General features: G+C 67.0%; 11 protein-coding genes, 1 tRNA gene, 1 other RNA gene and 2 pseudogenes. 10 read left to right on the plus strand and 5 right to left on the minus strand.

Annotated elements, in window-relative coordinates:
• Nucleotides 1-187 precede the first annotated feature (187 nt).
• The 7 genes and pseudogenes from ACZ5CM_RS06720 to phoB all read left to right on the plus strand — a co-directional run bounded on the left by ACZ5CM_RS06720 (nucleotide 188) and on the right by phoB (nucleotide 6696).
• A complete protein-coding gene (locus ACZ5CM_RS06720) occupies nucleotides 188-1186 on the plus strand; it encodes a substrate-binding domain-containing protein (protein ID WP_464642049.1) in 999 nt (332 codons plus the stop codon).
• 75 nt (nucleotides 1187-1261) lie between these two features.
• On the plus strand, nucleotides 1262-2638 hold the full coding sequence (gene pstC / locus ACZ5CM_RS06725) for a phosphate ABC transporter permease subunit PstC (protein ID WP_464642050.1): 1377 nt from the start codon (nucleotides 1262-1264) through the stop codon (nucleotides 2636-2638).
• Between the two features lie 19 nt (nucleotides 2639-2657).
• A pseudogene (locus ACZ5CM_RS06730) lies at nucleotides 2658-3152 on the plus strand (DUF3333 domain-containing protein); the annotation flags it as partial.
• Nucleotides 3153-3656: 504 nt separating this feature from the next.
• Nucleotides 3657-4451: pseudogene (gene pstA, locus ACZ5CM_RS06735) on the plus strand (phosphate ABC transporter permease PstA); the annotation flags it as partial.
• Between the two features lie 23 nt (nucleotides 4452-4474).
• The gene (pstB, locus tag ACZ5CM_RS06740) at nucleotides 4475-5275 is read left to right on the plus strand and encodes a phosphate ABC transporter ATP-binding protein PstB (RefSeq protein WP_464642052.1); all 801 of its coding nucleotides are present in this window, start codon (nucleotides 4475-4477) and stop codon (nucleotides 5273-5275) included.
• Between the two features lie 16 nt (nucleotides 5276-5291).
• Nucleotides 5292-5996, plus strand: coding sequence for a phosphate signaling complex protein PhoU (gene phoU, locus ACZ5CM_RS06745; RefSeq protein ID WP_464642054.1), 705 nt, complete (start codon nucleotides 5292-5294; stop codon nucleotides 5994-5996).
• 10 nt (nucleotides 5997-6006) lie between these two features.
• Nucleotides 6007-6696: a phosphate regulon transcriptional regulator PhoB gene (gene phoB, locus ACZ5CM_RS06750; RefSeq protein ID WP_464642056.1), complete on the plus strand. Its 690-nt coding sequence runs from the start codon at nucleotides 6007-6009 to the stop codon at nucleotides 6694-6696.
• 96 nt (nucleotides 6697-6792) lie between these two features.
• Here phoB and xth read toward each other — a convergent pair whose 3' ends face one another.
• Complete coding sequence (gene xth, locus ACZ5CM_RS06755; RefSeq protein ID WP_464642058.1) at nucleotides 6793-7572, minus strand: exodeoxyribonuclease III; 780 nt, start codon at nucleotides 7570-7572, stop codon at nucleotides 6793-6795.
• A gap of 172 nt (nucleotides 7573-7744) precedes the next feature.
• On the opposite strand from xth, the gene ACZ5CM_RS06760 reads away from it, so the two are divergent.
• Nucleotides 7745-8062, plus strand: coding sequence for a hypothetical protein (locus ACZ5CM_RS06760; protein WP_464642060.1), 318 nt, complete (start codon nucleotides 7745-7747; stop codon nucleotides 8060-8062).
• A 98-nt stretch (nucleotides 8063-8160) separates the two neighbouring features.
• On the opposite strand, the gene ssrS is transcribed toward ACZ5CM_RS06760, so the two are convergent.
• Nucleotides 8161-8315, minus strand: a non-coding RNA gene (ssrS, locus tag ACZ5CM_RS06765) — 6S RNA.
• 106 nt (nucleotides 8316-8421) lie between these two features.
• Between ssrS and ACZ5CM_RS06770 the strand changes: the two genes are divergently transcribed.
• Complete coding sequence (locus ACZ5CM_RS06770; RefSeq protein WP_464642061.1) at nucleotides 8422-8862, plus strand: MmcB family DNA repair protein; 441 nt, start codon at nucleotides 8422-8424, stop codon at nucleotides 8860-8862.
• Nucleotides 8863-8894: 32 nt separating this feature from the next.
• Here the strand turns inward: ACZ5CM_RS06770 and ACZ5CM_RS06775 are convergent, their stop codons facing one another.
• Complete coding sequence (locus ACZ5CM_RS06775) at nucleotides 8895-9089, minus strand: DUF6324 family protein (RefSeq protein ID WP_464642527.1); 195 nt, start codon at nucleotides 9087-9089, stop codon at nucleotides 8895-8897.
• A gap of 161 nt (nucleotides 9090-9250) precedes the next feature.
• On the opposite strand from ACZ5CM_RS06775, the gene ACZ5CM_RS06780 reads away from it, so the two are divergent.
• Nucleotides 9251-9327: transfer RNA gene (locus ACZ5CM_RS06780), tRNA-His, on the plus strand.
• Nucleotides 9328-9484: 157 nt separating this feature from the next.
• On the opposite strand, the gene ACZ5CM_RS06785 is transcribed toward ACZ5CM_RS06780, so the two are convergent.
• Together ACZ5CM_RS06785 and ACZ5CM_RS06790 are read right to left on the minus strand one after the other, a co-directional pair.
• Complete coding sequence (locus tag ACZ5CM_RS06785) at nucleotides 9485-10630, minus strand: iron-containing alcohol dehydrogenase (RefSeq protein ID WP_464642062.1); 1146 nt, start codon at nucleotides 10628-10630, stop codon at nucleotides 9485-9487.
• A gap of 4 nt (nucleotides 10631-10634) precedes the next feature.
• The gene (locus ACZ5CM_RS06790; protein WP_464642064.1) at nucleotides 10635-12014 is read right to left on the minus strand and encodes an aldehyde dehydrogenase family protein; all 1380 of its coding nucleotides are present in this window, start codon (nucleotides 12012-12014) and stop codon (nucleotides 10635-10637) included.
• Nucleotides 12015-12107 lie beyond the last annotated feature (93 nt).

The raw sequence follows: 12107 nt of genomic DNA on the forward strand, positions 1-12107 counted from the left end.
ACCGGCCCCGGCCACGGGCGCCATGCAGTCTCCGAATGGCAGCCTTGCGGCGAAATGCGCGGTCGATCCCCGATCTGTCATGAAACTGTTACGTAACCGTCACAAAAGCTTTGACCGGAATCGGTAGCCACTGCCACGAGATCGTCACGGGGATGATCGTATCAACTTCCAACGCACGGAGACACGCATGTCTTTCCTGAAAATGGCCGCTTCCGCCCTGGTCGTCGCCGGCATTTCGGCCTCGGCCGCCGCTGCCCGCGAACAGATCCGCATCGTGGGTTCATCCACGGTGTTCCCGTTCTCGACCGCCGTGGCCGAGCAGTTCGGCAAGACCACCGATTTCAAGACCCCGGTGGTGGAATCCACCGGCTCGGGCGGCGGGCTCAAGCTGTTCTGCGCCGGTGTCGGGCAGGAACATCCCGACATCGCCAATGCCTCGCGCCGGATGAAGGCCAAGGAATTCAGGACCTGCCAGGAAAACGGCGTCACCGACATCACCGAGGTGGTCATCGGCTTTGACGGCATCGTCATCGCCAATGCCATGGACGCGCCCGAGTTTTCTCTCACCCGCGCGCAGCTGTGGACCGCGCTGGCCGCCGCCGGCCCCCGTCCGAAGACCTGGGACGAGGTGGACCCTTCGCTGCCGGCCACGAAGATCGAGGTTCTCGGCCCGCCGCCCTCTTCGGGCACCCGCGATGCCTTCGAAGAGTTGGTGATGATCGAGGGCTGCCGCGAGGCCGGCAACGAAAAATCCTTCTGCAAGAAGGAAGGCAAGGAAATCCGCGATGACGGCCCCTATGTGGAGGCGGGCGAGAACGACAACCTGATCGTTTCCAAGCTGGAGGCCAATCCCAATGCGCTGGGCATCTTCGGCTTTTCCTTCCTCGACCAGAATGCCGACGCCATCAAGGGCGCCTGGGTGGACGATGTGGAGCCCACCTTCGAGAACATCTCGGACGGCTCCTACCCGGTGTCGCGCTCGCTCTACTTCTACATCAAGAACGCCCATGTGGGGGTGGTGCCCGGGATCCGGGAATATGCCACCGAGTTCCTCTCGGACGCGGCCACTGGCGAGGACGGCTATCTTGTGGACAAGGGGCTGATCCCGCTGCCGCAGGAGCGCCATGACGCGATGCGCGAGGCGGTGGCCGGGCTGATCCCGATGACCGGCGAAGGGCTGCACTGAGGCGGCAGAGACAGGCGGCCGGCAGAGGTGCCGGCCGCCGGGCTGCATCCCACGGCGCGCAAACGGGGCTGAAACATGAGCATGATCCTGGCAGTTCTGGTTCTTCTGGCGGCGCTGGCGGCCTATGTCCTGGGGCGGCAGCGGGCCGTGCGGCTGGCCGGGTCCACGCCTTCGGCACTGCATTCTCGGCCGGCCTATCACGGGGCGTTCAGCCTGCTGGTGGTGCTGCTGTCGGGATGGGGGGCGCTGATCCTGGTGGCAGGCGTCTCGGCTTGGCATGTGGAACAGGCGCTGATGGACCAGATCGCCCGGGCCGCTCCGGGGACCGAGATCATCGAGCGCCAGCTGATCCTGTCCGATGCCCGCGCCCTGGCCGCCGGGCGCGTGGCGTCGGCCACCGACGAGTTGCGCCAGCAGGTGGCGGCGCGCTATGCTTCGCTGGTCACGGTCTGGGGCTGGGTCCAGATGGCGGTGGTGCTGGGGGTCACGGCGCTGGCCTTCGGCTGGTCGCAACGCAGGATCGCGCTGGACTGGCGGGCCCGAAACCGGACCGAGGCGATCATCAAGGCGATCCTGGCGGTAACCGCGGCGGTGGCGGTGCTGACCACCATCGGCATCGTGCTGTCGCTGATCTTCGAGACCGTCAGCTTTTTCGGCAATATCGGCTGGCGGGTGGACAAGTTCCTGTTCGGCACCACCTGGAGCCCCCTTTCGGGCATCAGCGCCGGCCGGATCGACCCGGACAAGGTGGGGGTGGTTCCCCTGTTCGCCGGCACCCTGATGGTGACCTTCATCGCCATGGCGGTGGCGGTTCCGATCGGGCTTTTCGCCGCGATCTACCTTTCCGATTTCGCCGGCCCCAGAGTGCGGGCGGTGGCCAAGCCGATGCTGGAGCTTCTGGCCGGCATTCCGACGGTGGTCTACGGCTTCTTCGCCGCCATCACCGTGGCGCCGCTGCTGCGCGATGGGGGGGGCGCGCTGGGGTTGTCCATTGCCTCGGAATCGGCGTTGGTGGCGGGGCTGGTCATGGGGGTGATGATCATTCCCTTCATCTCGTCGCTCTCCGACGACGTGATCAACGCGGTGCCGCAGGCGCTGCGCGACGGATCCTATGCGCTGGGAGCCACCAGGGCGGAAACCGTGACCAAGGTCGTCCTGCCGGCGGCGCTGCCGGGGATCGTCTCGGCCGGGCTGCTGGGGTTTTCGCGGGCGGTCGGCGAGACCATGATCGTGGTCATGGCGGCCGGGCAGGGGGCGAACCTGACCGCCAACCCGCTTGAGGCGGTGACGACGGTGACGGTGCAGATCGTGATGCTGATCACCGGCGATACCGAGGCCACCATTGCCGCCGGCCCGGCCTTTTCGCTGGGGTTCACGCTGTTCGTGATCACCCTGCTGATGAACGTGGCGGCCCAGAAGATGGTGGCCCGCTATCGCGAAATCTATGACTGAGGGCGCAGACATGGCGGACATGGCGGATCGGGCCCGTCCCACCCCGGGTTTCACCCATGGCAGGCTGATCGACGCGGAAAAGACCAATCCGCGCCTGCGCAGGCGCCGCCGCGCGGTGTGGCGGCTGAAGGCCTATGGCATCGCGGCCATCGTGGTCTCGGCGCTGGCGCTGCTGGCGCTTCTGTCCTCGGTGGTGGTGCAGACGGGCAAGGCGCTGACCGAATCCTACATCACCCTGCCGGTGACGCTGGATGCGGCGAAGATCGACCCCGACGGCACGGGCGACCCGAAAGTCATCCTTCGCGGCGATTTCGGTGCCATCACCAAGCAGGCGCTGCGCGAGCTCTTCCCGCAGGTAAAAAGCCGCAAGGCCAAAAAGCAGCTCTACGGGCTGGTCTCGTCCGGCGCCGCCTTCGAACTGGCCGCGAAGGTGGCGGCCGATCCCTCGCTACTTGGCCAGAGGATTACCTTCGACTTTCTCGCCTCGGACGTGACCGACCTCTACCTCAAGGGCGAATTCGGCCGGCTGAGCCCGATGCCCGCCAGGGGCGCGCTGAGCGTCGCGAAGAAGGGCCGGGTCTACGAGATCACCAGCACCGCCCGCGATTTCGCCGCGGCGATGGAGCAGATCCGGGCCCGTCTGCGCAACGACGCGCGGCTCTTGCGGGTGAAGGCGGCGCTTCAGAACAACGGCGCGGCGGTGTTCCGCCAGCGCGCCGAAGAGGCCGAAACCGATCAGGCCCGCGCGCAGGCGCTGGCCGAGGCCGACGCCCGCGCGGCCCGGCGCGATGCGCTTCTGGCCGAGGCGGCGAAGCTGGAGGCGCGCGCCGCCAATGATGGCGCCGAAAAGCTGACCCGCCGCGACCGGTCGCTGATGATCCATGTGGCCGGCGGCTGGCTGAAGCTGACGAAGATCGCCCCCGACCGGGCCGAGGCGGTGGCGCTCACCCCCCTGACCGCGCCGGTCGAGGGTGAGACGGCATGGTCCTTCTACCTGTCCGACCTGCCCGAATCGGCGCGCAAGTTTTCCGATCTCGCGGTGGCGCTGACCGAGGATCTGGCCGCGCGCGGGGCGGTGAAAAGCGTGTTCAACTGGCGCTTCTTCACCGCCTCCGATTCGCGCGAGCCAGAGCTCGCGGGCATCCGCGGCGCGGCGGTGGGCTCGTTCTGGACCATGCTGGTGACCTTCCTGCTGGCCTTCCCGGTGGGGGTGCTGGCGGCGATCTATCTCGAGGAATTCGCCCCCCGCAACCGCATCACCGCCTTCATCGAGGTCAACATCAACAACCTTGCGGCGGTGCCCTCGATCATCTTCGGGCTGCTGGGGCTGGCGGTGGTGATCGGGTTCATGGGCGTGCCGCGCTCGTCGCCGCTGGCGGGGGGGATCGTGATGGCGCTGATGACGCTGCCGACGATCATCATCGCCTCGCGCGCGGCGATTGCCGCGGTGCCGCCCTCGATCCGCGAGGCGGCGCTGGGGGTGGGGGCTTCGCACCAGCAGGCGGTGTTCCACCATGTGCTGCCGCTGGCGGTGCCGGGGATGCTGACCGGCGCCATCCTGGGCATGGCCCGCGCCCTGGGCGAGACCGCGCCGCTGATCATGATCGGCATGGTGGCCTTCATCGTCGATGTGCCGCGCTCGATCACCGACAGCGCCACCGTGCTGCCGGTGCAGATCTATCGCTGGTCGGATTTCCCCGAACGCGCCTTCGAGGCCCGCACCGGCGCGGCGATCGCGGTTCTGCTGCTGTTTCTGGTGGCGATGAATGCTATTGCAATCCTGTTGCGCCGCCGTTTCGAGCGCCGCTGGTAGGGGCCGACCGGGGAGTTGGCGCGATGAATGACATGCGATTTGTGGAGAGACAGGTGACCACCACCGCCGAGATCAAGTTCGCCGCCCGCAACGTCAACGTCTTCTATGGCGATGCGCAGGCCATTCACGATGTCAGCGTGGATATCGAGGACAAGACAGTGACCGCCTTCATCGGCCCGTCGGGTTGCGGCAAGTCCACCTTCCTGCGTTGCCTGAACCGGATGAACGACACCATCCCGATCTGCCGGGTCGAGGGCGACATCCGCCTGGATGGAGAGGACATCTACGACCGGCGGGTCGATCCTGTGCAGCTGCGCGCCCGCGTCGGCATGGTGTTCCAGAAGCCCAACCCCTTTCCCAAGTCGATCTATGACAACGTGGCCTACGGGCCGCGCATCCACGGGCTGGCCGGCAGCAAGGCAGAGCTGGACGAGATCGTGGAACGCGCCCTGCGCCGCGGCGCCCTGTGGGACGAGGTCAAGGACCGGCTGGATGCGCCCGGCACCGGGCTGTCGGGCGGCCAGCAGCAGCGGCTGTGCATCGCCCGGGCGGTGGCCACCGAGCCCGAGGTGCTGCTCATGGACGAGCCGTGCTCGGCGCTCGATCCGATTGCCACCGCGCAGGTGGAAGAGCTGATCGACGAGTTGCGTGAACGCTATTCGGTGGTGATCGTGACCCATTCCATGCAGCAGGCGGCGCGGGTCAGCCAGCGCACCGCCTTCTTTCACCTGGGCCATCTTGTCGAGTTCGGCGAGACCGGGCAGATCTTCACCAATCCCGAAGATCCCCGCACCGAAAGCTACATCACCGGCCGCATCGGCTGAGCAGGGAGTCCGCGCCATGACCGAACATCACATCGCATCCGCCTTTGACCGCGATCTTGAGGCGATCCAGGCCCGGATCATGAAGATGGGCGGGCTGGTGGAGGCCGCGATCAAGGACGCCGCGCGCTCGCTCGAGACCCGCGACGAGGAGCTGGCCGAGAAGGTGCGCGCGGGCGACGCGGCCATCGACGAGCTCGAAGACATCATCAATGCCGAGACCGCGCGGGTCATCGCCCTGCGCGCGCCCACGGCCGGCGATCTGCGCATCGTGCTGGCGGTGATGAAGATCGCCGCCAACCTCGAACGCATCGGGGATTATGCCAAGAACATCGCCAAGCGCACGGTGGTTCTGGCGCAGGTGGCCCCTGTCGGCGACAGCGCCGCGGCGCTGCGGCGCATGGCGCGCGAGGTGGCGCGGATGCTTCAGGATGCGCTGGATGCCTATGTGCAGCGCGATGTGGAGCTGGCGGCGGACGTGATCGAGCGCGACCGCGACGTGGACCAGATGTACAACGCGCTGTTTCGCGAGCTGTTGACCTTCATGATGGAGGATGCCCGCAACATCACCCCGGCCATGCATCTGCATTTCATTGCCAAGAACATCGAGCGCATGGGCGATCACGTCACCAATATTGCCGAGCAGCTGATCTATCAGGTGACCGGGCAGCGCCCGACCGAGGAACGGCCCAAGGCGGACCGCACCTCGACCGGGGGCGGCTGAGGGGGCGGCGATGGCAGGCGATCCGCCCCTGGTTCTGGTGGTCGAGGACGAGTCGGCCCAGCGCGAGGTCCTGGCCTACAATCTCGAGGCCGAGGGGTTCCGGGTGGCCCGCGCCGCCGATGGCGAAGAGGCGATGCTGCTGGTGGCCGAGGATCGCCCCGACGTGATCGTTCTGGACTGGATGATGCCGCGGCTGAGCGGGATCGAGGTCTGCCGGCGGCTGAAGCTGCGCCCCGAGACGCGGGCGATTCCGGTCATCATGCTGTCGGCCCGCACCGAAGAGGTGGACCGTGTACGCGGGCTGGAGACGGGTGCGGATGATTACGTGGTCAAGCCCTACTCGGTGGTCGAGTTGATGGCGCGGGTGAAGGCGCAACTGCGCCGGGTTCGTCCGGCCTCGGCCGGGGTGCGGCTGGAATTCGGAGATATCGTCCTTGATGCCGAAACCCATCGGGTGAGCCGGGCCGGGCACGAGCTGAAGCTGGGTCCGACCGAGTTCCGCCTGCTGGCGGCGCTGATGGAACGGCCGGGGCGGGTATGGAGCCGCGAAAGCCTGCTGGACCGGGTGTGGGGGCGCGACGTCTATGTGGACACGCGGACGGTGGATGTGCATATCGGCCGGTTGCGGAAGGTGCTGACGCGCCACGGCGGCGAGGATCCCGTGCGCACGGTGCGCGGCGCGGGTTATGCGCTGGGGTAGCCCCGGGGAGGGATCGGAGCGGGGAGGGGGCTCTGCCCCCTCGGCCTGCGGCCTCACCCCCGGAGTATTTCGGGCAAGAGGAAGGGGGCTGCGGTTTCAGAGGTCGAGCTCCACCCAGACCGGGACGTGATCGGAGGGCTTTTCGCGCCCGCGGATTTCGCGGTCGATGCCGGCGTCGGTCAGCAGGTCGGCGGCCTGGGGGGTGAGCAGGATGTGGTCGATCAGGATGCCGTTGTTTCGCGGCCACGCGCCGGCCTGGTAGTCCCAGAAGGAATAGTGGCCGGGGCCCGGGTGGCGGACGCGGAAGCCATCGGTAAAGCCCAGGTTGAGGATGCGCCGATAGGCGGCGCGGGTTTCGGGAAGGAACAGGGCGTCCGATTCCCAGGCCTCGGGGCGGGCGGCGTCCTCGCGCCCGGGGATGACGTTGTAGTCGCCGGCCATCAGCGCCGGTTCCTCGCTGCGGAGCAGCTCTTTGGCGCGGGTGCGCAGGCGCTCCATCCAGGCAAGCTTGTAGTCGTATTTCGGCCCCGGCGCGGGGTTGCCGTTGGGCAGGTAGAGTGTGCACAGCCGCAGGGCGCGTTCGCCGACCACGGTGGCCTCGATCCAGCGCGCCTGTTCGTCCCCATCATCGCCGGGCAGGCCGCGCGAGACGTCTTCTAGCGGCAGTTTCGACAGGATCGCGACGCCGTTGAAGCCCTTCTGTCCGTGGGTTTCCACGTTGTAGCCGCGATCCTCGAACAGGGCGCGGGGGAAGTTTTCGTCCAGCGACTTGATTTCCTGCAGCAGTGCCACGTCCGGGCGGGCCTCGTCCAGCCAGTCGCACAGTGCCTGGGCGCGGGCCCTGATTCCGTTGATGTTGAAGGTGGCGATCTTCATGCGGCTCTCCCGTCGGTGCGGGATCTATTGCAGGTGAGGGGGCGCGGGGCAAGCCGGCGAGCGAAATGGCGGCCGGGGGCATGCGACAAATCCGACAGGTCTGCGGGTTTTCGAATGTTTGCCATGGACCTGTCGCCCGTGAATGCTAGATTTGAAGTGTGAGAGGTGAACCATGCCGAAACTTGTCAAGCTTTACATTCGCAATGTTCTGATCGGCTTTGCCGTCGCGGGCGCTTTCGTGGGGATGCTGTTGTGGTTCAACGTGATGAACCTGTGGCATCTGGTGACGTCGTCGGATGCCGGCATTCTGGCGGTCGGCATCCTGTGGTTCGCGCATGGTGTCGTCTTTGCCGGCGTGCAATTCGCATTGGCGGTGATGGCCATGGCCGAGCGCGAGGATGGCGGGCCGCGGCGCGGATCTCCGGTGGTCGATCTGTGGCGGCCGGTTCGGGTGCGTGCAGAGGCCAAGGCCGACCCCGCCCGCCGTTGAGAACCCTGCCGGTGCAGGGTCCGGTCCGCGCAGGCGACCGGGCGGCGGACCCGTTGGCCAAGGCGAATGATCGGAAACCTGTCGGTGGCGGCAAGTGCGGCGGGACCACCAGCAACCGTGCGGTCATGATTCCCGAGGACCTGCATGTACAGGTGGGCGCCAGGTAATCAGGCCAGGACCTGAACAGAGCCAGCTCCCTCGGAATTGTGTAAGGCCACCGGAATGCGACCCGTCACGCGAAGGGCAGAACCCGCCTGCGCCTAGGTAAGTGGTGCAGCGCCGCGGGGCAAGGGGGGAGACGGCGATTTTCGCTTGATTGTTGTTCTTGAAATGTTCACCATGATTCCATGGCAAGGGACATGCAATCTGGTCAGAGGCTTGCCCGCGGGGTGACACGGCACCTGCGCGGGCGCGGTTTTGCCTCGATCGAGGAATTCGTGCCCGAACGCGGTTTGCGGGTGGACGTGATGGCGCTGGGGCCGCGTGGCGAATTCTGGGTGGTGGAGTGCAAGTCGGGCCGCGCCGATTTTCTTTCCGATTCGAAGTGGCACGGATATCTGGGCTGGTGCGATCGGTATTTCTGGGCAGTGGACGTGGATTTCCCGGTCGAGATCCTGCCGCGGGAAAGCGGGGTGATGATCGCCGATGCCCATGGCGCCAAAATCCTGCGCATGCCGGACGAGACGCGTCTCGCCCCGGCACGGCGCAGGGCGCTGATGCAGAGATTCGCCATGGATGCGGCGCGACGGCTGCAGGCGATGCGCGACCCCGCGCTCGGGGTGTTCGGCCACTCGTCCTGAGGCGGGTCCCGGAAGGCTGGCCCGTGCGCCGGTCAGCGGCCCTTGCCCAACCCGCGTGCGGCGTGGGCCGCGGCGCGGATTTCATCGGCGATTTCCTCGGCCTCTTCGGGGTCGAAATCCATCGGGATCTCGATCCCGTCGGCTTCGACGAACAGGCGAACCATGCCCTTGTCCGTCGGTCCGATCTGAAGGTTGGCCGCGATGTCGCTTTCGGTGTTGATGCCCATCATTGCCTCCGCTGATGCAGGTCTCGTGCTACGCGCAGAGGGGGCGGGATTCAAGCCGTGTTCGGGGGCGTGGCCTGCGCGCGCGGCCGGCCGGTTCATCGGCGCGGGGTGGATTTTATCCGCTTGCAATCGGGCGTGCGGTTGGCTACATCGCGCGCAGTGCCGCCTTAGCTCAGCTGGTCAGAGCGCTGGATTGTGGATCCAGAGGTCCCCCGTTCGAGCCGGGGAGGCGGTACCATCCTCGGGAACTGGATGACGCGGGAGGAACCGGGCCGGGTGCGGCGCCGGGGTGTTTCCTGTTGCGCGGGCGGGTCGTGCGGGGCGTTGCCTGCGGGAAGGGCGGGGGCTCTGCCCCCGCGCCCCCGGGATATTTGTGGCCAGAAAAAGATCCTGTCCTACAGGCAGGATTCGAACAGCGCGCGGGTGTTTTCCGGGGTCATTTCCACGGGGTTGCCGCCGACGCTGGGATCGGCCAGCGCCGCACGGGTGAGCGCGTCGAGGTCGGGATCGGCAACACCCAGTTCGGTCAGGGTCTTCGGAATGCCGAGGCGGGCGTTGAGATCCTCGACGAAGCTGCAGAAACCGTCGAAGCCGCCCTCGATCCCCAGATAGGCGGCGGCCCGGTCGATGAGCCCCTCGATGGCCGGGCGGTTGAAGCGCAGCACAGCCGGCATGAACATGGCGTTGGTGGTGCCGTGATGGGTGTGATACATGGCCCCCACCGGATGCGAGAGGGCGTGGATCGCCCCCAGCCCCTTCTGGAAGGCAGTGGCGCCCATGGCGGCGGCGCTCATCATGTGGGCGCGGGCCTCGATGTCGGTGCCGTCCTCGAAGGCGCGGGGCAGGTAGTCCTTGACCAGCCGCATCCCCTCCAGCGCGATGCCCTGGCTCATCGGGTGGTAATGGGGCGAGGAGAACGCCTCGAGGCAGTGGGCAAGCGCGTCCATGCCGGTGCCGGCGGTGACGGGGCGGGGCATGCCGACGGTCAGCTCGGGGTCGCAGACGACCACCGAGGGCAGCATCTTCGGGTGGAAGATGATCTTCTTCTCGCGGGTGGCCGAGTTGGTGATGACGCCGGCGCGGCCGACCTCGGATCCGGTGCCGGCGGTGGTGGGCACGGCGACGACGGGGGCGATGCCCTGCGGATCGGCGCGGGTCCACCAGTCATCGACATCCTCGAAATCCCACACCGGGCGGCTCTGGCCGGACATGAAGGCCAGCACCTTGCCCAGATCCAGCCCCGAGCCGCCGCCGAAGGCCACCACGCCGTCATAGCCGCCCTCGCGCCACATGCGCAGCCCCTCTTCGAGGTTCTTTTCGCTGGGGTTGGGATCGACATCGGAAAAGATTGCCCGGCCCATGCCGGCGGCATCGAGAAGCGACAGGGTCTTCCTGGTGATCTCCATCCCGGCAAGACCGCGATCGGTGACCAGAAGCGGCCTTGAAATGCCCGCGGCGCGGCAGGCATCGGCAATTTCCACGATCCGCCCCGCACCGAAGCGGATGGTGGTCGGATAGGACCAGTTTCCAAACAGTTTCATGTTCTTATTCCTGTTTCTTGAGGTGATAGGACTTGGGGCGGGTGAGGGCGTGGAAGCCCAGGACGCTGAGCCCCGCACCGCGCCCGGTATCCTTGCAGCCGGTCCAGCACAGCCCCGGATCGAGGTAATCGCAGCGATTCATGTAAACGGTCCCGGTCTGCAGCCGGCGCCCGATCTCTTCGGCCTTCGCCGCGTCCCGGGTCCACAGCGAACAGGTCAGCCCGAAGCGCGAATCGTTCATCAGCGCGATGGCCTCCTCGTCGTCGCGCACGGCCATGATGCCGACCACGGGGCCGAAGGTTTCCTCGCGCATGACCTCCATCTCGTGGGTCACGTCCACCAGGATCTGCGGGGTCAGATAGACGCCACCGTCGTCCTCGGGGAAGGGGTCGATCAGCGCCTTCGCCCCCTGCGCCACCGCATCCGCGACATGCCGGCGCGCGGTTTCGGCGAAACGGATACTGGCCATCGGCCCGATCGTCGTTTCGGGATCCAGCGGGTTGCCCAGCCGGTAGCCCTTTACCAGCGCCACCGATTTTTCCACGAAGGCGTCAAAGAGGCTTTCCTGCACATAGATCCGCTCGATCCCGCAGCAGCACTGGCCCGAATTGAACATCGCGCCATCCATCAGCACCTCGACCGCTGCATCGAGATCGGCGTCCGTGCGCACATAGCCCGGATCCTTGCCGCCCAGCTCGGTGCTGACCGGGATGAAGGTGCCGGCGGCGGCGCGCTCCATCGCCTGCCCGCCGGCCACCGAGCCGGTGAAGTTGACGAAATCCACATGCCGCCCCGAAATCAGCCCTTCGGTGGTGGCATGATCCAGCACCAGGTTCTGGAACACGTCCTCGGGGATGCCGGCGGCATGAAAGGCCTCCGCCAGCCGCTCGCCCACCTTCAGCGTCTGCGCCGCGTGTTTCAGCAGCACCGTGTTGCCCGCGATCAGCGCCGGGGCAATGGTGTTGATCGCCGTCATGTAGGGATAGTTCCATGGCGCCACCACCAGAACCACACCATGCGGCTCGCGCTCGATCTTGCGCAGAAAGGTCGGCGAATCCTCGATCACGATGGGTGCCAGCGCCTCATGGGCAATATCGGCCATGTAGAGCGCACGCTCCTCGAAGCCCTTGAACTCGCCGCCATAGCGCACCGGACGGCCCATCTGCCAGGCCAGCTCCTCGGCCATGCGGTCGGTATCGCGCCCCACCTCGGCAACGCCGGCACGCACCAGCGCGATGCGCTCCTCCAGCGGACGGGCCGCCCATTGCGCCTGCGCCGCCCGCGCCCGCGCCGCCCGCCCCTCGGCCGCCGCGGGTTCCAGCGCCGGCCGCTCCAGATAGACCGACCCGTCGATCGGCGAGATGCACTTGACCGTTTTCACCATGATGTCCCCATCTCCAAAGCCGGGCTGCCGCCCTGCACGGGCCGCCCCCTTCCTCTTGCTCCAAATACTCCCGCCGGAGGCATCCGGGCGCGC

The sequence above is a fragment of the Piezobacter thermophilus genome (assembly GCF_055386745.1).